At 37.7% G+C, this 19648-nt stretch carries 20 protein-coding genes and 1 other annotated feature; of the genes, 4 read left to right on the top strand and 16 right to left on the bottom strand.

Translation table 11 applies throughout. The annotated features are described in order from the left end of the window. Positions 1-89 precede the first annotated feature (89 nt). Positions 90-1322: a putative glycoside hydrolase gene (locus tag BK581_RS19655; protein WP_078579775.1), complete on the bottom strand. Its 1233-nt coding sequence runs from the start codon at positions 1320-1322 to the stop codon at positions 90-92. A 395-nt stretch (positions 1323-1717) separates the two neighbouring features. Here BK581_RS19655 and BK581_RS19650 point away from each other — a divergent pair, with 395 nt between their 5' ends. Both BK581_RS19650 and BK581_RS19645 read left to right on the top strand, forming a co-directional pair. After that, positions 1718-2257, top strand: coding sequence for an HD domain-containing protein (locus BK581_RS19650; protein ID WP_078579774.1), 540 nt, complete (start codon positions 1718-1720; stop codon positions 2255-2257). Between the two features lie 346 nt (positions 2258-2603). After that, positions 2604-3602: a sodium:calcium antiporter gene (locus BK581_RS19645; RefSeq protein WP_078579773.1), complete on the top strand. Its 999-nt coding sequence runs from the start codon at positions 2604-2606 to the stop codon at positions 3600-3602. Positions 3603-3810: 208 nt separating this feature from the next. Here the strand turns inward: BK581_RS19645 and BK581_RS19640 are convergent, their stop codons facing one another. After that, on the bottom strand, positions 3811-4356 hold the full coding sequence (locus tag BK581_RS19640; RefSeq protein ID WP_078579772.1) for a TlpA disulfide reductase family protein: 546 nt from the start codon (positions 4354-4356) through the stop codon (positions 3811-3813). Positions 4357-4693: 337 nt separating this feature from the next. After that, positions 4694-4935 (top strand) — a binding site (T-box leader). A 165-nt stretch (positions 4936-5100) separates the two neighbouring features. On the opposite strand from BK581_RS19640, the gene trpS reads away from it, so the two are divergent. Beyond that, positions 5101-6081 (top strand): tryptophan--tRNA ligase, encoded by a 981-nt coding sequence (gene trpS / locus BK581_RS19635; protein WP_078579771.1) that lies wholly within the window; start codon positions 5101-5103, stop codon positions 6079-6081. A 56-nt stretch (positions 6082-6137) separates the two neighbouring features. Here trpS and BK581_RS19630 read toward each other — a convergent pair whose 3' ends face one another. The 3 genes from BK581_RS19630 to BK581_RS19620 all read right to left on the bottom strand — a co-directional run bounded on the left by BK581_RS19630 (position 6138) and on the right by BK581_RS19620 (position 8276). Further along, complete coding sequence (locus BK581_RS19630; protein ID WP_078579770.1) at positions 6138-6896, bottom strand: DUF3603 family protein; 759 nt, start codon at positions 6894-6896, stop codon at positions 6138-6140. A 71-nt stretch (positions 6897-6967) separates the two neighbouring features. Continuing rightward, positions 6968-7195, bottom strand: a complete 228-nt coding sequence (locus tag BK581_RS19625) for a hypothetical protein (protein ID WP_078579769.1) — start codon at positions 7193-7195, stop codon at positions 6968-6970. 265 nt (positions 7196-7460) lie between these two features. After that, positions 7461-8276 (bottom strand): DUF2268 domain-containing putative Zn-dependent protease, encoded by an 816-nt coding sequence (locus BK581_RS19620; RefSeq protein WP_078579768.1) that lies wholly within the window; start codon positions 8274-8276, stop codon positions 7461-7463. Positions 8277-8379: 103 nt separating this feature from the next. Here BK581_RS19620 and BK581_RS19615 point away from each other — a divergent pair, with 103 nt between their 5' ends. Continuing rightward, a complete protein-coding gene (locus BK581_RS19615; protein ID WP_078579767.1) occupies positions 8380-9102 on the top strand; it encodes a Crp/Fnr family transcriptional regulator in 723 nt (240 codons plus the stop codon). A gap of 145 nt (positions 9103-9247) precedes the next feature. Here the strand turns inward: BK581_RS19615 and BK581_RS19610 are convergent, their stop codons facing one another. From BK581_RS19610 to BK581_RS19565, 11 genes are all read right to left on the bottom strand, one after another. After that, positions 9248-9871 carry a response regulator gene (locus tag BK581_RS19610; protein ID WP_257820510.1) on the bottom strand — a complete coding sequence of 208 codons (624 nt, stop codon included), beginning with the start codon at positions 9869-9871 and terminating at the stop codon, positions 9248-9250. Then, positions 9864-11030, bottom strand: coding sequence for a sensor histidine kinase (locus BK581_RS19605; protein ID WP_078579765.1), 1167 nt, complete (start codon positions 11028-11030; stop codon positions 9864-9866). Before BK581_RS19605 ends, BK581_RS19610 begins: the two co-directional genes overlap by 8 nt. Further along, on the bottom strand, positions 11023-11898 hold the full coding sequence (liaF, locus tag BK581_RS19600) for a cell wall-active antibiotics response protein LiaF (protein WP_078579764.1): 876 nt from the start codon (positions 11896-11898) through the stop codon (positions 11023-11025). The genes BK581_RS19605 and liaF overlap by 8 nt, the downstream gene beginning before the upstream one ends. Positions 11899-11977: 79 nt before the next feature. After that, positions 11978-12769 carry an ABC transporter permease gene (locus tag BK581_RS19595; RefSeq protein WP_078579763.1) on the bottom strand — a complete coding sequence of 264 codons (792 nt, stop codon included), beginning with the start codon at positions 12767-12769 and terminating at the stop codon, positions 11978-11980. Next, positions 12762-13712: an ABC transporter ATP-binding protein gene (locus BK581_RS19590; protein ID WP_078579762.1), complete on the bottom strand. Its 951-nt coding sequence runs from the start codon at positions 13710-13712 to the stop codon at positions 12762-12764. Before BK581_RS19590 ends, BK581_RS19595 begins: the two co-directional genes overlap by 8 nt. Positions 13713-14247: 535 nt before the next feature. Next, positions 14248-15486 (bottom strand): beta-ketoacyl-ACP synthase II, encoded by a 1239-nt coding sequence (fabF, locus tag BK581_RS19585; RefSeq protein ID WP_078579761.1) that lies wholly within the window; start codon positions 15484-15486, stop codon positions 14248-14250. Between the two features lie 160 nt (positions 15487-15646). Next, entirely contained in the window at positions 15647-16579 is a 933-nt protein-coding gene (locus BK581_RS19580) for a beta-ketoacyl-ACP synthase III (RefSeq protein ID WP_078579760.1), read from the bottom strand. Between the two features lie 182 nt (positions 16580-16761). Continuing rightward, positions 16762-17103, bottom strand: coding sequence for a hypothetical protein (locus tag BK581_RS19575; protein ID WP_078579759.1), 342 nt, complete (start codon positions 17101-17103; stop codon positions 16762-16764). Positions 17104-17422: 319 nt separating this feature from the next. Then, positions 17423-18397 (bottom strand): BMP family ABC transporter substrate-binding protein, encoded by a 975-nt coding sequence (locus BK581_RS19570; protein WP_078579758.1) that lies wholly within the window; start codon positions 18395-18397, stop codon positions 17423-17425. Between the two features lie 155 nt (positions 18398-18552). Then, positions 18553-18720, bottom strand: a complete 168-nt coding sequence (locus BK581_RS20205) for a hypothetical protein (protein ID WP_169837806.1) — start codon at positions 18718-18720, stop codon at positions 18553-18555. A gap of 727 nt (positions 18721-19447) precedes the next feature. Then, positions 19448-19627, bottom strand: a complete 180-nt coding sequence (locus BK581_RS19565; protein ID WP_078579757.1) for a YjzC family protein — start codon at positions 19625-19627, stop codon at positions 19448-19450. Positions 19628-19648 lie beyond the last annotated feature (21 nt).

Here is a 19648-nt window from a genome sequence, read left to right as displayed (position 1 = left end):
GGTTCTGTCCTGATTTGATTCTTTAGACAATCTATTCCCTTAACTTTTACCTCATTCCTCATCCTTACTGCTTTTTAAGAATATATCCTTTAATTATTACGCTCTTCTTCAATATCAAGCATGTAATCAACATCCTTACTATAAGTATTCCCTGCATTCCACAATAAAAATTCATAAATATCGTTGTCGTACAATGCCTGGATTTGAGCCTCTACTTCTTCTTTGCCATATTCTAAATAATTACCTTCCCCTAAATATTGTGCCGTAAAATCTTGTAACCAAGGCCGAGAAACAGGTGGATCATCAAGATTGTTTAAAATATCATTTTCCAGTTGTGCATAAGCATCTACTACTTCATAAGGGTAAAGGTCAGGCTTGTCCAATCCAAAATGAGGTGTCCAATGACTCGGGTAAATCATTGACGAAATCACATCCACATTGTCCGAGATCTTCGAAAAATTTTGCCCAATGCCAGGTGCCTCACTTAAAGTCGCTGCATAACCAAATATATCAACAGACACATCAACGTCATATGGTGCTAACTCTTCTCTGGCGTGTGCTACAAAGTCAGTCACTGCCGTCACTCTTCGCTGAACATTCTCTTCTGGATTATCTGTAAAATCTCCCCCATCATACTCCAGCTCGCCATCTCGCTTCTCAAACCCTTCAGGGAACCTTACATAGTCAAATTGTATCTCTTGGAAGCCCATTTCGGCAGCTTTCTTGGCAATGTCGATATTGTAATCCCACACTTCCTCCATAAAGGGATTAACAAAAGCTTCATCTCGTCCATTTTTCCATACTTCACCATTTTTTAAAAATGAGAGCTCGGGTTTTTGTTCTGCTAATAGCGTATCTTTAAACACGACAATTCTTGCAATAGGGTATATACCATGTTCTTCTAATGTTTCCATCATCTGTTCTGGATCAGATATCATGTTGGTAGAAATATCGTAAAAAGGGTCCTCTTCATCCAGCTTATAGGTTAGATTGCCGTGATCCTCCTTAATATCAATGACCATGGCATTTAACTCAGTATGATCCACTAAATCCACTAAATCATAAAAGCGTTCCCCACCAGCAGTATGTCCTGTAACAAATATACCTCTTACGGCATCAGGATACTCAAATGTATAGCCAGTATCAAATGAGAAACGAGCAAAACTATCTGGCCAATCCCTTTCTCCCAAAATTGTCCGTTTTTCGTTATGTAATTTAACAGACTCCGTCGTATTAGGTTCATCTCCATGCACGCCCACTGGTATCAACAAACCCGCTACTAATAAGGAAGCTAATGCTGAGTAACAAATCTTTTTTTTCATTAAACATCTCCCACCTTTTTGTAAACTAATCTTCTTATATAAATCGTTCTGGTGAAATCGTAACTGGCTTATAGCACGCTCATTCATTTTAAATGGAATTTCTTTAATGATAGCATACTTGTTACATATTCCTCTTGTTCCTTAGCTATTTTTTTGTATTAACAATCAATTGCTAAGTGAATTGATTTCTCTACATACTATTACCCAAAACAACCCCTCATTAAGCTTTGTATTTAATGTAAATAAAGAGAAATGCCATTGACAAAAATACCTACAATCTATATAATATTGAACAATATACTTTTTTAGATTTTTCTTCCGTGTTGATTAAGATGAACACTATTAAAAATAGTTTTTTTAGAATGAATTATTGACTAAAAAGGAGAGGATGATTTATGAAACGAGTGACGTTAAAAGAAATTTATTTACATCCAATTGCTCAAAAATATGTTAAACGAGCCGGTCTCGCGCATGCTATCTCCACTGCAAATCATGCATTTAACTTTGCATTAAAACATAATGTCAACCCTGACTTAGCCGTTAAAGCTGCCTTTTTGCATGATATCGGCCATTACACATGGTATCGCAATGGTCAATGGGATTATACGTTATACAAAGAAAATGACATCCATGCCATCAAAGGGGCAGAAAGAGCGCATAAACTGCTTATTAGATTAGATGAAAATCCTGTCTCTGCTAAAGAAATTGCCTTAGCTATTTTATTACACACGGATTCTTATTTACCCGATGTTGGTATTAGACGCGAGCCACTACAGGAGGTCGTAGCGCTGGCTGACGAAGCTGATGAAGAGCCAGGTGGGTCCCACCATTACCGTACGATAAGTAAAGAAGAGGCTGAACATGCCATTAATGAGCTAGATAAAGCTATCAACAATTATTTAAAAACTCAGAAGAAAAAACAACCTGCTTCCTGATTTCCTTGCTAATTTAGTTGTTGCTAATAGTAGGCGCACGTGCTACATTAAATAGAGACATCCTTTGCTTTACTTAACAACTAAAAATAAAGAAGTTCGCTTTTAAATAAAAAGGGGAGTAGCGACCATCTGGTTCATGAATCGTCATGACAGCGGATTTCTATCCGCTCGGTTCATGAAGCTTTGGGGAATCCTGAAGTTTGCAAGACCTTTTTATGAGAGTGTGTCAACAGTCACGTTTTTTCAATGTTGCCACTTTCTCATAAAGAGGTCTGTTTTTTTGTGTTTAATGCTTGTCCAGACCTGATCTTATGATCCGACCTTCTAAATAAGGGGAAATGATTAAATGATGTATTTAGTGTTTATCGCCGCCGCCATTGTCACCATTTTTACTGCTATAAAACTGTCTAATTATGCTGATATAATTGGTGAAAGAACACGTTTAGGCGGTATGATGGCTGGTACGATTTTACTGGCTGGTGCCACGTCACTTCCTGAAGTGACCACAAGTTTAACTGCTATCACTGTCGGTAATCCAGATATTGCTGTTAGCAATATTTTCGGTAGCAACTTATTTAATTTACTTATTTTAGCTATAGGAGATATTTATTTTAGAAAGCACAAAATCTTTTCCTATATAGGTAAAGATCATTTACTGACAGGCTTCCTTAATGTAGGTTTAACTGCGATTGTGTTTATCGCCATTCTTTTCCCTACTGGATATGCTATTTTCAATATCGGGATAGAAATTTATTTACTTGTGTTATTTTATATTCTTGGGTTAAAGTATATGACCACATCCCCTGAAGCTAACAGCGTACTTGAAGTCGCTTCAACTAATGAGAGTGACTATCATACACAGACAATATCTTTAAGAAAAGCACAAATCGGCTTCTTTATTGCCGCCCTCATTATTCTTATAGCAGGGTCAGCATTAACTATTTCTGGAGACGCCATTGCGTTAGCCACTGGTCTTAGCTCCAGCTTTATGGGTACTTTTCTTATTGCGGGGGCGACATCATTACCAGAAGTGGTAACCGTGATTGTCGCTTTGCAACTAGCTAATTACCATTTAGCCGTTGGTAACATACTCGGAAGCAATTTATTTAACTTAATGATTCTTGTTCTGTGCGATATTTTTTACACGAGCGGACCAATAACAAGTGCCGTCTCACCTGTGGTGCTCATCAGTGTAGCTGCTGGAATATTATTACTACTCATTTTAATTGGTGGCATGCTTTTTTCACAAACACGCCTAGTGAAGTCCACAACATATCCTATTCCTTCTCTCATACTCGTATCATTGTATATTATGTGCAGTTATTTGATTTTTACTTTAGGATAAAACGAACCTTCCATCAGCGGGGCTTCGGTTCTTCTCCCACTGATTGGTAACTTTGGCGGCCATTAGCTCACGCCTAAATAGTTAAAACTCGCCCCTCTACATTGAGAGGCGAGTTTTACGGACGGTTATCTGTGATAAAGATTGGAGAGAAGCAGTGTCACAATTCATATAAAGCCTTATTCAAAATAAAAGATGACGAAATAAATAGTTATTCCGTCATCTTTTTAATTATGTCATCTGCCATTATGAGCCCATCTTGCCTATAAATAACGTTGCCTTCCTCCCCTATGAAAAAGCTTGTAGGAATACCCTTTACACCAAATTGCCGTTGCGCCTCCCCTTCTTTATCCAATAAAATAGTCATGTTTTCCTTAATATATTGTGATAAATAGTTCCCCACATCACTTTCGCCAAATTCCTCTTTCGTTAAATTAATCGCCATGAATTCTAGTGAGGAATCTTGTTGTGTTGCCTTAGCTTCCAAAACTTGCTGCCATTGTTCTTGACAAACATGACACCATGACGTGAAAAAAAACAAAAATGTTCGTTTTCCTGCTAACTCGTCTAAAGAATATTTGTTACCTTCTACAGTGTCCAAACTCAATTTGTAAATATCGTTACTACTTTGAACCTCTACATCCCCATTTTGAGACATTGCCTTTTCGACTAAGACCCGGTCATTAGTAGACTTTAGGAAAAAAACACCGCCAATAAATAATAAAAAACACAATATGATTAAGTGTAAGTGCTTCATTACAATCCCTCCCGTACAAGCATATGCTTGAAGGCTCTCTTTATGAGAAAAGTCAGTAGTTACCGCCGTCACAAAGGATCAAAAGAAGAAGAAAGATTCACTGTTACAAGCGTCTCATTTTGTCCTGTCTCTATCTTCTCACATTCTCAGGACCGAAAGATTGGATGGACTGGAAGACACAACAAGGTCATGTTAAAACACTGTCAACTTGTTATCATCTTATACTTGTATGAACTCACATCTCACATACAATATCTTTAAAAAAGTTGCTGCGAAGCATTTATATGTTTCAGTTGCAATCATTTTTTAAAAGACGTATAATGTCACTAATTCAATGACAACGGCAATGAGAAAGAGAAGTAATTTTTCAACAGCATGTTCAGAGAGTCTGCGGTCGCTGTAAGCAGATCATGCTTGGAAAACGAATGGCCTTTCTAGCTGGCCCGCTGAACTAGATAGTAGGCAGGTCCGTTTCCTCAAACGTTATATTGAGGCCCCTTTCCAGACACAAGGAGAGGGTATGAGTGATCACTGTCATGGTGATAAACAGGGTGGCAACGCGGTCCATTCGTCCCTATTTTATTAGGCGATGAATGGGCTTTTTTATGTTTAGAACTAGAATAGGAAATGGTATGTAGCGATTGCTTAGACTCACTCATTTCTAAGCCTTGATAGTGTCACTCATTCGTAGAAAAGCCTTTTAAACTTTACGATTGCTTGTCAAAAATTGAAAGGATGACATGTATGAAAACAATTTTTTCTGGTATTCAGCCTAGTGGAATTGGAACTCTTGGTAATTATTTAGGTGCTTTAAGAAACTTTCCACCTCTTCAAGAAAATTACGACTGTTATTTTTGTATCGTAGACCAGCATGCTATTACTGTACCCCAAGATCGTCTTGCCCTTAGGAAAAATATAAAAAGCCTAGCAGCTTTTTATATTGCAGCAGGAATTGATCCCAATAAATCCACTTTATTTATACAATCAGAAGTGCCTGCGCACGCCCAATTAGGCTGGATTTTGCAATGTACGAGCTATATTGGTGAGCTAGAACGTATGACACAATTTAAAGATAAATCTACCGGAAAGGACGCAGTCTCTTCCGCTTTGCTTACTTACCCGCCTTTAATGGCTGCAGATATTCTATTATATGGTACGGACATCGTGCCTGTCGGGGAAGATCAAAAGCAGCATCTTGAACTCACAAGGAATTTAGCTGAGCGTTTTAATCGGAAATACAATGATATTTTTACCGTACCAGAAGTTCAAATTCCAAAAGTCGGCGCCAGAATAATGTCATTGACAGAACCAACTAAAAAAATGAGTAAATCCGACCCTAATACGAAAAGCTATATTTCTTTACTAGATGAAGAAAAGCAAATTATTAAGAAAATAAAAAGTGCCGTGACAGATTCTGAAAATGAGATCCGTTTTGATCCGGAAACTAAACCTGGCGTATCCAACTTATTAACGATTTTTTCTCTTTGCTCATCTTATTCTATTGACGAACTGGAATCTCAGTTTAAAAATACCGGTTATGGCCCTTTCAAAGAAGCTGCTGCTGAAGCAGTTGCTGATACACTTAGGCCAATCAGGGAAAAATACGATGACCTCATTACGTCATCAGAATTAGATGATATTCTAGATCACGGAGCGGAAAAAGCAAACAGAAAAGCCATGAAAATGCTGAAAAAAGCTGAAAAAGCACTCGGTTTAGGGAGATAGCTTCTATCAGGGCACTGAATAATCGCCAAAAATAACTTCAGAGAGAATCTCTGAAGTTATTTTTTAGTTTTTCGTTTCTCTTCTTCAAATTGTAATTCCCATAACTTTTCAAAAAAAGGTTGCCCCTTAATCATCGCATGACAAAAGTTTTCATGTTTAGCTGACCATCCTACTTTAATCTCATCATATAGGCTTTGCCACGCTTCCTCAAAGTCCATAAATTGAATAGCGTGATATTTATGCGGAGCCCACTCAGTATACCAATACCTCAATTCTGCTAATTCTGCCTCACTATAAAGTTGATCTAAAGCCATAAAAAGTAGCTGTTTTAGTTGTTTTTCTTTTCGAATTAACCCCAACATTAAACACGGTTCTGGTGATAAAATGTGATACTCTTTTTCACACTCTAAATAATCCATGTAATACTCAGCTTCAGGATGCCCCTCGACAAGTTGTCGGAGTTGTTCTTCTTGGCGAGGTACCATTTTACTTTTTCTAATGGGTGTATGATAACCAATTGTATCTACTACAATGGCCCTTAAACCATCTGTTGCAATAAAGCAATAATCTAAAGGCGTCCGCTCACTCTTCTGTCGTGCAAAACTCTGTCGATAGACATCTGCTAATAGCTCTTCCGGCAATTCTTGCAATGAATTCTCAATGTAGTCAAGTAATGCTGAATTAATTTTGACTACCTTTACTTGATCTAAAAGTTCAATTTTATCACTTTTTTTCCATTCGAAAAATTCGCAAACATTATAACTATTCTCTTCTCCTTCAAACCAATTGACCCAAACATCTTTCATATGAAGCATGGACTTACCTCCTCATACGTCATCATTGACAACAGTATTCGCAGATATCATCCATATTATTCCACCAACTGTTAATTCTTCATATTCTTTTTTCTTTTTTTCTTCACTAGAGGCAGATATTCCATGATCCAAATAATTAACAAACCGGTTATAAACATATATGTTTCAACTCTTTGAATAAGAAATAGAATATAATCTTGGAGGGAGAAACCTACTGTTAACAAATTTAAATAGGCCACTAGACTGACTCCGCCAAAAACCGCTAAACTAAAACCAATAATTAACAGTAATAGCCGCATACTCTCCCTCCTTAATTGTTCAAATAAAGATAACTATTATAGCGTATGATTGCATGTCTATGAATAAGACTGATTATGACTAATTTTAAACAACAAACAGTTGAATGAACCTCTCATTATAAAAATGATACTTGTAAATACCGACTATGGTTCCTCAACTACAGGCGGACCTTTGCCAATAGCTCTCTATCAGGAATCTCCGTCTTTCACTAACCCATTTTTTTAAAACAACCGTAGAGGCTTTAGCGTTGTTTGTGATGAAATGTCAATTATGATATTCATTCGTTTTATATGGGCCAGTTAAAAAAGTTTCAGGTGCTTTTTTTAATAATGTTAAAGAATCTTCTGGTGCTTCTTTATGAGATAAATGTGTCCTCACAATATCATACCCAAGTTTATAGCCAGTAAGGGGAGGAATACGTCTCTCACCTCCAAACAATAATGATTTATAAGTATGCCTTCCTTGAAGTAAAACATAGTGTTGATAGACATCCTTCCACCAAGCTAACAGCATGCGACGATCATAATTTTTTGTCCAAGGAGCCATATGTGTTTCACCTAATTGTTTCGCCACTTCCCATTCAGCTAACCCTTCCATAATCATCGATTCTAACAAACTTACTGATCGCTCATTTTCACCTCTATGAAATAATCTAGAGGCGTGATGATACTCATGAAGCAACAATGCTTTTTGGTCCCGTTCAGGTAAAGTTGCTTTCCAGAACGCCAAAATAAACACTGGAAAGGTTATGCCGTTTTTCCCATCAAGCCCTTCTAAAATAGCACCATGGTTCCTATTTAGTGGAAAGATGAATATCTCTGTATCTGGCCCTTGAAAAATGCTCCTCATTTTTTTTATAAATAGCTCTAATTCTTTTACATTCACGTTTTTACGCCAGTGAAACCATTCTTTTTTAGTTTCACTGTTTACAGGTAATAAGCCTTGTTCATGTAGAAAATGAAACCATTCTTCTGGAGATTTCTCAGGTCGTTTTTCTAATAACGGCGCAAATGTTTTTGCGACTGACTCTTGCTTTATATAATGATTAAGTACCCATTTAAATGAATCATGGATCGTCACATCGCCCACCTCATTAATTGCGTGATTTACCTCACTTATTTATGACACACCATTTGATATGGTATTATTAACATATGCTAGCAAAGGTTAGGAGGAACCAGCGATGGCACACCGCTTATATAATTACCGTGTTAAAAATCCTTTCTTCCAAGAGTTATCTAGTGAAAACAAGCAACATTTATTTCTCCATGGAGAAGAGATCACTTTTCCAAGTGGGCACATTCTTTTTTACGAAGGTGAAGCCGTAAATTATATTTATCTCATTTTAAAAGGGCATGTGAAAATGAGTAAAATGACAATGGATCATAAAAAATTCATTATCCATTTAAAGGGAGATTATGATGTTGTGGGAGAATTCAGTCTCTTCAATGAAATGAGAGCGAGTATGACAGCTGAAGTCACCACGTCCTCACGAATTCTTAGACTTGAAAGAGAAATATTAGAAGGGGTATTTGCACAAAACGGAGCCATCGCCACGGCATTCATCAAATTATTTGCCCGAAATACTCAGTCCACTCAAGCAAAATTTTCTGATCTGCTGCTATACGGAAAGCATGGTGCTTTTTATTCTGTCCTTGTTAGGCTTGCACATTCTTATGGTGTTGAACATGCAGAGGGCATAAAAATTGATATTAAATTAACCAATCAGGAACTCGCTCATTTTATCGGTTCCACAAGAGAAACGGTCAATAGACTATTTAACGAATTAAGGAAAGTTAACATTGTGTCAATTGAAAGAGGGCATTTGATTATTAAAGAAATAGAGGTGCTTAAAAAGCACCTCCAATGTGACAAGTGTCCTGTTGAAATATGTACGCTATCATAATAAAAAGAGCCTTTAATCAATGGGCTTTTTTGTTCTTCTCCCCCCTGATTAGTCGTTGCGGGAATCAAGACATAAGTGTCCGGTATCTCCACCTATAAATAGCGTTTTCTCTGGCTTAAGATATCATTTTTAATATCTGTACATGTTAGACTAAATGATGTTTATTTGCATATATCGCAGCTTGAGTTCGATCTTCAAGCTCTAGCTTTGAAAGAATATGACTGACATGTGTTTTCACTGTTTTTATCCCGATAAATAATTCTTCACCGATCTCTTTGTTTGATTTTCCTTTCCCTATAAGACTAAGTACTTCCTTCTCTCTATTTGTTAAATCAGTATGCTTAGGTTTTTCATTCATATACTGAATCATTTTTTGCGTCACTTGCCCCTGGAAAGTTGGTTCATCATTGACAGCTTTACGAATAGCAGCAGCAATTTCTGTTGCATTGGATGTTTTTAACAGATAACTAAATGCTCCTGCTTCTATCACTGGAAATAACATTTCGTCATCGAGGTAACTCGTTAAAACAATGACTTTAGCCGTCGTTTTGGATAAAACTTTTGTTGCTTCTATGCCGTTCATATTATCCATCAATAAATCCATTAAAATTACATCCGGTAGGCACTCACCTGCCTTTTGAATGGCTTCCTTACCATCCCCCGCCTCACCGACGACTTCCATGTCATCTTCAACATTTATATATGTGACAAGCCCCATACGCACCATTTCATGATCATCAACCACTAACACTTTAATTTTTTCAGTCACGATTGTTTCCCCCTTCAGCATCAATTTGTTTAGTTAGAGGAACACGAAACTCTAATTTCGTCCCTTTCCCCGGATAAGAGACGATTGTCAAGTGACCACCGAGTTCCACTAGTCGTTCTTTCATTGATAGAAGGCCGTAATTACCTGTTTTTTCTTGATGGATAGTCTCAGAGTCAAATCCGTCACCATCGTCTTCCATAACAATCAGCAAAATATGCTGGCCCATTTTCGCATCTATAGTTGCTGTTTTAGCATTAGCATGGCGCATAACATTTGATAGCCCTTCTTGAAGAACTCTAAATAGTTGCTCTTCAATTCCCTTTTCCATGTGGGGAATGGCTTTTAAGTTACAATGAAAATGCATGGCTGGATGTTTTTTACACAATTCTTCCATAAGACTTTCCATCGCCTGAGTTAAGGATTTTCCTTCTAGCGTGACAGGCCGTAAGTGCATAATAAGTGCCCTTAATTCTTGCTGAGCATGGTGTACCATCTGCTCAATTTGTTTAAATAAAGCCACTGCATTTTCTTTATTCTTAGCCAGTACTTTAGGCATAGCTCCTAGTGACATGGATACAGCAAACAACTCTTGACTGACAGCATCGTGTAAATCTCTCGCCAACTTGCGCCGTTCCTCTAATCCTGCCCCTTTTTCTGCTTCTTCTATTAAGCTCGCATTTTCATTTACGAGCCGTCTCATTGAGACAATCTGCCTTTCCAAATCATCGGTTAATTCATTAACTTCATTCGCAAGTTTTTGTAACTCACCACGTCCTTGGACGGTAATTTTTTTATTTAAAGAACCTCGGTGAAATTGTTTTAATTGATGTATGAAGTGATGAATCGTTTTCTTCAATGATAATCCATATGAATACGCATAAAACCACCCTGATATAAGAAAGATTGCCGTTAAAGCACTCGTTATAACGAATAAGGCAACCGGATTTTCTCCAAGATTAAATAATGGCTGAAAAAGGCCTCCCTGTATAGGTTCTTCTGACGTAGTCGTAAATGTATAACCAATTATAATAAAGACATACACGGCTCCACCTGCGGTTAACATGACTTTTAACTGCATGCGTAAAAGGTCCCAAATCATCCCTTCAAGTCTAGTATCTTTTGAACGAAGCTGTTTATTTCCCCCCTTTTGCTTAGTCAACAGTCAGTACCTCCACATCTCCAATACTTAGAGCAACATTTAGAATAAGCCTCTTCTCAGCATCATGAAAGCCAGGACTCGTATAGGTAGCATGTCTTCCTGTACCTGAATGGTTATCATCGAATAACGTTACTTCCCCAAGTTTCACTTCTGCATCGGCTTGAACAGCCATTTGTTTAGGAACGTAAATTTCTACGGAGCCAATCCAATTAGTGACATCTATAACATTATCACCTTCTTTTAAGATCGCTTTCGTCAAATCGAGCTCAATGCTTCCTATCCCCATATTGACATAAACGCCATCTGGCTCCCACGGTTGACGCCCTAAGGTCATTTCTCCTATAAAGATTCGATGATTTTTTTTGGTCCACTCCTTACCCTCTGTTTGTTCTCTATTAGTGGTTGTATATGAAGGTGGAAAACGATTCTCATCCCTCGTTTTTTTCCTTTTTTGTTTCTTCTGCCTTTTTACCTTCTCCATATCATCACTGTCTAAAGACACTTCAACATACGTGTCTCTATCAAACAGCACTTTAAAGCCGAGATAAACGATAATTATCGGCCATGTCCAGCTCCAAAAATCTCTTAAGCTATAATAAAACCAGTCCGCCTGATTACCTAGCAAAACAACGCCACCTGACAATACAACAGCGCCCCATAAAATTTTACCGATGTGCCAGCGGTCTCTTTTTAACCCATGAAAGAAAAAAACAATTCCTTCAAATAAAATTTTTATACCTAGAACTATCACAACAATCGGCCAAAATGTTGTTAAAATGTTTGTAACACTAGCATCAATCGTGCCAGTATTTACAAGTAAAAAAAGAATACCTGTTATTAAAATGATAATTCCAATAAACTTCTTCATACTTTATTTCACCTCAATTAGCATGGAGGACACGACCGGAGGCGTCACCAGCCAACTCCCTTGTCTTATATTGTATCCTTTACGTTTCCATTCGCCAATTAATTTTTTTCACAATTAATATATAAGACACTATGGTGAAGCAAAGAAGTACGAGAGTATTAACTGTCACCGTCCACGTCCATCCAACTATTAATAATTCTCTTAACGCTGTGGCAGCGTATGTCGTGGGAAACATGTAAGAGACCCATTTCAAGATGACGGGAAGTTGGTTCATATCCACCATAATTGGTGTGAGAAAGCTGACAAACATCATTAATGCTTGCACAAGTAAATTCGTCAGCTGAAGGTTAGGTGACCAAAATCCAAGAAATACACCGATTCCAACAACACTCATAATCGTTAAGAAAGCAACAGGGATAATGCCAAAGCTTAGCTTAAACTGAACCTCATAGACGACTTGACCAATGACTCCTAGAATAATAAATGATGGAAAGCTCATTAACATGCCACGGAACAAATTAGCTAAAACAAAGTTAAGTTTAGCGATCGGCAACGACGCATAAAATGTAAAATGACCTTGATGCTTCTGCGAGGAAATATCTTGGGCCATCACATTCATCCCCATTATGATTAAAGCAAATAACATATTGCCAGTAATCATCCGCATAATCAGCTCGTCGCTAGGGTTTTCCGTAAAAAACTTTAAGAACATTAACGTCGTAAAAGGGAAAACAGAAGCCAAAATAAAGATGAGTGCCCAACTTTCACGGATAATGGAAAGTTGAATGCGAAACAATATCCAACCTTCTATAAAAAATTGTTTAATCCTTGACGTTTCAAACACGAGCTGATGAGTCTCTAAATTAGACATAAGACGGCTCCTCCTTATTTAAATCACCATCAATATGAAAATAAACATCTTCGAGAGTCGGTGGTGTTATCGCGTAAGAATGGATATCTTCTCGAGATTGGATAAATTCAATAATGTCAGCAAGATTATTCTTTTCAATCATCATACGAGCTTGTTGCTCTGTCTTAGGTATAAGTGCACCAAAAGTCGCTAATTCTTCCATCATAAAGTGAGTGTCCTCATTTGATTGAAAGGTGATATCGACCCGTAACCGTTGATCGACACGTTCTTTTAAGGAAGAAACTTTATCTAAAGCTAACAATTTACCATGATTGATAACGGCTACCCTATCCACCACTTGTTCAGCTTCTAAAATATTGTGAGTGACTAAAATAATTGTGACACCATCTCGGTTTCTTTCCTGAATAATATCCCATACAAGTCGTCGCTTTTTCGGATCCAATTCATTTGTTGGTTCATCTAGTATAAGAACCTGTGAAGCTCCAATTAACGTTGTACCAATACCGGCAAGACGTTTCTGACCTCCTGATATTCGCTGTAACATTTTATGCTGTACCTCATCCAAGCCTAATTGCCCTATAAGTTTAGCTGTCTCAGCATCTGCACTTTTTCGCGTCAACCCGCGTAGCCTTCCACAGAAATAAATGGCTTCTTTAACTTTCAAACTAGTTAATGATGCTGGTTCCTGACTATAATAGGCCACTTCTCGACTAACCCTTTTCGCCTGATTTTTAACATTTATTCCCTTGTAAGTAATCACTCCGTCTGTGGAGTCAGTGTGCGCAACCATTTGTTTAATAAGAGTGGACTTTCCTGCACCATTTGGACCAAGTAAACCAAGAATTTCACCTTTATGAACAGACATCGAAATATCAGAATTGGCTGTAATACTTCCTTTTTTATAGCTTTTAGTAACATTTTTCACTTCAAAGATCGGCTCCATGTTTATCTCCTCTTTTCCTAACATACTATCTATGTGATAACTTAATTGTATTAAACAAGGAGACAAATCTGAACGATCTGAAGGCTGTTTAATCCTCAGTCTAAAGACTGACTGAACGACTAAATGACATCACTCATAAACAATGCATCAAAATACCTCTACAAAATAATCGCCCTAATACTATGTCTCCTCACCTTTCATCCGTTATCAAGGCAAATTAAAGTGATTGGGTTTCATCATACAAACAATACCTGTAAAAAAACACTCACACATTGATTCTCAGCTACAGAAGCACGCCTTCTAGAGGACTACAAAATATGATAAAACGTTGACACCACTGGTCCTTCAGATATCGTTGCGTCTTCAGGAGTCATCATCTTTCACTTCAAGTCCATTTTTTATCAACCATGTGATGGACATTATTTAGCATTATTCGCTTATTCGTGTTGAACATCATTCAATAAAAAATTTTAAGGGAACAGCATACAAAAAAAGAGCTAGAATGTTATCCTAGCTCTCTAAGAGAAAACGTGTATTACTCATATCGTTTAAAGATTAAAGATACATTATGGCCGCCGAAGCCGAGTGAATTACTCATGGCAACTGAGACATCTGCTTGTCTCGCTTCATTTGGAACATAATCTAAATCACAATCCGGATCTGGTGTTTCATAATTCATTGTAGGTAAAATAAGTCCTTCATTAATTGTTCTCAAGGAAATAATGGCTTCTAAAGCACCTGCTGCGCCTAATAGATGTCCAGTCATTGATTTTGTTGAACTAATCGGTAGTTTTGCAGCGTAATTTCCGAAAACAGTTTTAGCTGCCATCGTTTCGTACTTATCGTTGTATTCTGTACTTGTTCCATGAGCGTTTAGGTAGCCAACTTCCTCCGGTTGCAATCCAGCATCGGTTAAAGCCTGTTTCATTGCTCTAACGGCGCCTTCACCTTCTGGCGCTGGCGCAGTCACATGGTAGGCATCACCGGTAGCACCATAGCCAATAATTTCACCAATTATCGTCGCTCCCCGCTTTTTAGCAGAGTCTAACGATTCTAGGATTAGAATAGCTGCCCCTTCACCCATAACAAATCCATCTCTATTTTTATCAAATGGGCGACTAGCCGTCTTTGGATCACCATTGGTGGATAGAGCGCGTGCGGAAGAGAAACCGGCGAAAGACATTTCGGTAAGAGGTGCTTCTGCCCCCCCTGTAATCATAATATCAGCGTCACCACGTTGAATGACTTTGAATGCATCACCAATAGAATTAGCACCTGAGGCACAGGCTGTCACTGAACAAGAGTTAATCCCTTTAGCTCCCAAGCTTATAGATACTTGACCTGAAGCCATATCAGGGATGAGCATGGGCACAAAAAATGGTGAAACTCTTCTATAGCCACGCTTCTCATAAAGTCGAAACTGCTTTTCATATGTTTCCATACCACCTATACCCGAACCAATCCAAACGCCTATACGCTCTGCGTTTGAATCATCAATTGTTAAATTGGCATCTTTTACAGCCATATGGGCACTAGCTACAGCAAATTGTGTAAAGCGATCCATTTTTCGGGCTTCTTTAACATCCATATATAATGCTGGGTCAAAATCATCAGCTTGCGCGGCCACTGTGGCAGGGAACATACCTTCTTCAAATTTTGAAAGATAATCAATACCTGATTCCCCTTTTACTAACTTTCCCCACGTATCTTCCATGTTATTTGCTAATGGTGTTACCGCACCTACACCAGTTACAACTACTCTATTTTTTGTCACGATTGTTTACCCCTTTCTTTTTGCTCACTTCAAAAAAACAATTATAATGGCCAAAAAACTTTTATATAAAGCTGTTCAATAGATTAATGGTATCTTTTCATACAGACATTGATTGTTATTAAAATATAGCCTATTCAACTATCTAGCATGGCTTGCTAGCTTATCGTCCCCACCTAATTGTGGCCGCTCCCCATACAAGACCAGCACCAAAACCTACAATGACAACAATATCGCCATCTTTTATTTTTCCTTCTTCTAATTCATGTGCCAGTGATAACGGAATTGAAGCAGAGGACGTATTACCATATTTGTTCACTGTTTTAGACATCTTTTCTTCTGGAAGGTCAAGTCGTTGTCTCGCAGCTTCCATAATCCGAATATTTGCCTGGTGTGGAACAAGGAAATCTACATCTTCTTTTTCCAAACCAGCTTTTTTAACAACGTTTAAAGATGACTCTCCCATCTGTCTGACAGCAAATTTAAAAACTTCTCTCCCATTCATAAATAAATAGTCGTCCATTCTAATATGATCGCCACCCGTTCCATCTGAACCTAGCTCGAATGAAAGAATGCCTTTATCATCAGAAACAGGTCCCAAAACAGCAGCTCCGGAGCCGTCTCCAAATAATACAGCTGTATTTCGATCTTCCCAATCCACAAGTTTGGATAATTTTTCAGTCCCAATCACGAGAACATGTTTAAACGTATTTGTTTCAATAAACTGTTTAGCCACTACAAGACCATAAACAAATCCTGCACAAGCCGCACTCACATCCATAGCTGCTGCTTTTGTAGCTCCCAGCTGTGCTTGAATCATTGATGATACAGAAGGGAAGCTCTGATCAGGTGTGACGGTTGCTACGATAATCATGTCTAATTCTTCAGCTTTCACACCGGCCTTTTCTAATGCATCTTTAGCGGCAAAAAAGCTCATATGTGATGTATCTATTGACTCAGAGGCAATACGACGCTCCTCAATACCTGTACGTGTTCTGATCCATTCATCAGATGTGTCAATTCTTTTCTCTAGGTCTTTATTAGTGAGGACCTGTTCTGGTGTATATGTTCCTATTCCCCAAATTCCAGCTTGCATCTTGCAGCCTCCTCAAAACTAAAATTTATACTTATGATTATGACCTAGTACTAAAAAAAAAGCAATCCTCTTTTATTGCCAAAGTTTCTACTTCTTATTATAAAAAACGCGCGTGCAACGATGACACCGAAAAAAACGATTACCATGCAACTTAATTTATATGAGCCCTTAAGCTCTACAACTTAGTTGGACTCGTCACGATTAACGCTAATCGCACTCATAAGCTCTTCAAACATCTCATCCACTCGTTGAACTAAAGCCGTTTCCTTTTCTGTCGTAGGTTCAAATGTCTTCAATTCTTCATACGACTTTAAAAAAGCGTCAATATCCTTTGACCCAATTTGTGCAATACATGTATAGCTAAGTAATGTTATGTTAGGTTTCTCTTCATGATGAAACAATGGCAGTAACGGCTCTAACAGTTCTTTCGCTTCTTGATAGTTTTTTTCATGTACAGCCTGATAGCCCTTTACGATTCTGTCTGCCATTTTTCTGATCGCTTTAGATTGTTCATGTTCAGACATATTTTAGTCTCCTTTATAGGATCATCATATTTTGTGAACCTTCTAATTCTATATACTTGTTTATTTATTTTAACAGGTGACTAGCAGAGGGGAAAATAATTTGCCTAATGCATGAGAGTTAATCATTTTTCTTATAGCCTTTTAATTATAACGAACCTTTAATCAGTGGTCATTTTTGTTCTTCTATCACTGATTGGTAGTTGAGTTTAATCAGGACCTTACCGGCCGCTAGCTCCACACTATATCGTTTTTTCTCTTTTTACCCTATTTTGAGCCGGGAGCTTTACGGACGGTTATCTGTGATAAAGTGTGCGTGAGCCTAATAAGAAACGTTTGTATGTTCATTCGGAAGCTCACTCGTTTCAATATAAGTGTCAACTACTTCTGTCAGCCATTGGACAGTCTCTTCTGGTACTTCCTGTCCAAATTCCCCTAAGGAAATAACGCCTTCCTGAAAATCAAAGTATTGATTACCACTGGCTAATTCACCACTTAAATATTGTTTTGCAATATATTCATATAAGTCTTCCACTTCTTGCACCGTACTCGTTAAGATAACCGATTCACCTAAATCAAGTTGATCTCCTACATAGCCGATAGCATGAAGCCCCTCTTTTTTTACTTCCTCTATAATGTCAATATGGAATCCATCTCCTGCTGGATAAAAGATATCACTTTCTTCTTCCTTCATATCATGAAATATAGTTATCGCTTTATCTTTGTTTATCCAGCTATCCACATAATCGACAAGTACTGTGGTATTAGGATTATGAAAGATTGCACCATCTTTAAATCCTTGGACTTCTGGTTGAAATTGAAATGCCCCAATAACGCCAATGATCTCTGTTTCGGAAAGCTCACTAGCTAGCATTCCAGCAAAATACCCCATTGCATACCCTTCAAAATGAAGGCTTGTAATATTATCACCTTCTACATCACCATTAAAACTAACAAAATGGATATCAGGGTACTCATCTTTTAACATCATAAAAATATCAGCGTAAATATGGCTATGACCAATGATTAAAGATACATCTTCTCTTACAAACTCTTGCACAGCTGTGCTAACAGATTCATACGTACTTGTATCCTCTCGCATTAAGATCTCCATATTTAAAGAGGATTGGACTTTTAGCATACCTCGGTAACCTTTGCTATTCCATCCTTGATCGTCAATGGTGTGTGGTAGAAGTAAACCTATTTTACTTGTATACAGGTCTTGACTACCAGAACTAGAACAGCCAGTTAAAAGGAATAAAAGGGAACAAATAATCAATAAGTTCATGTATTTCATTTTAAGGACCTCCTTGCTGGCCTTTTTTAATTAATGTATTCATGATAAAGAAAACCATGTATCCTAGTTTTCTCAGAAGTAAGCTTTAATCACTTTTTAGCTGCTTACTCATTTTAAAAGACTATTTCCTATCTTAAGTAAAGTTCTTTAACGTCTTAATGACGTACTTTTATAAAACGATGAAAGAGCCACTCTATCACGCCACCCAATAGCAATGCCACTATAACAGCAACTTCAACTGGTACATCAGTGCCATTCACTATCATGAAGAATGCAAGTAAAGAAACAACAGAAAAAATAATTACACCAAATAATAACCGCATAACCTTCTCCTTTCTTTGGCTATTATAAAGAATCGCAAAAAATAAAGGTAATTACAATAGTTAATTGTAAAGTGAGCGCCTTCTCTTTAAAACTCTCTATCTTAAATGACCTATGAACGACTAGTATTTAAGCCAATGACACTCATTTAAATAACTCACTATAGAGTATCACATTATATCCAGCCTCCAACGAATGTGTATTCATACCTCATTTAACCTTCACTCTCTTAAAATCATATGAATGCATGTCATAATATAATGAACCTTCAATCAGTGGGCGTTTGGGTTCTTCCCCCACTGATTGGTAGTTGAGTTTAATCAGGACATTACCGACCGTTAGCTATGATTAAAATTTCAACATAAAAATTGAACAATGAAAACTAATCGATATAACCTGGTCGCTCTTTTTCAAGGACTGCGGAAAAACGGTGACTGTCTGAGTATCCTTGGCGCCCTAAGGTCCCATCATCCTATGAAGTAAGCGAAAGGATATATCGCATCATTTAGCCAAAGATCACTGTATGGGCCTTGATGCATTGTTTTATATTTGGGCAGGATTAAGCATCTCTCCTTTGTAAACACGTGTACAGTTGATGTCAGTCTAGTCGCTCGGCACCTTTGAGTTAGCGAGGAGACGTTCCTAGTCAGCAAAATTTAAACCAGTTTCCGTGTAAAGAAACTGGTCCGAACCACTTGTATACTTAATTTAGGAAGTAGAACTTCGTGATTATGGCTTTCTTTTATATGTCCATACACGATTATGATTTCTCGTTTCTGGAAACGTATCCCCTGTCTCCAAATGAATTTGTTGTGGGTTTTGTACCATACTTCCTGTTTCCCCTATTTCCACATACTTTCCGTTGTTAGGGGCTTTATCACCTGGTTTAAATTGATGACGCTGACTCATCCTATCACCTCAAAGTTATTT

This window comes from Salipaludibacillus agaradhaerens (genome assembly GCF_002019735.1).
Lineage (GTDB): Bacteria > Bacillota > Bacilli > Bacillales > Salisediminibacteriaceae > Salipaludibacillus > Salipaludibacillus agaradhaerens.
The sequence above is the reverse complement of the archived record's forward strand: the minus strand, read 5'-3'. Positions and strand labels throughout refer to the sequence as shown.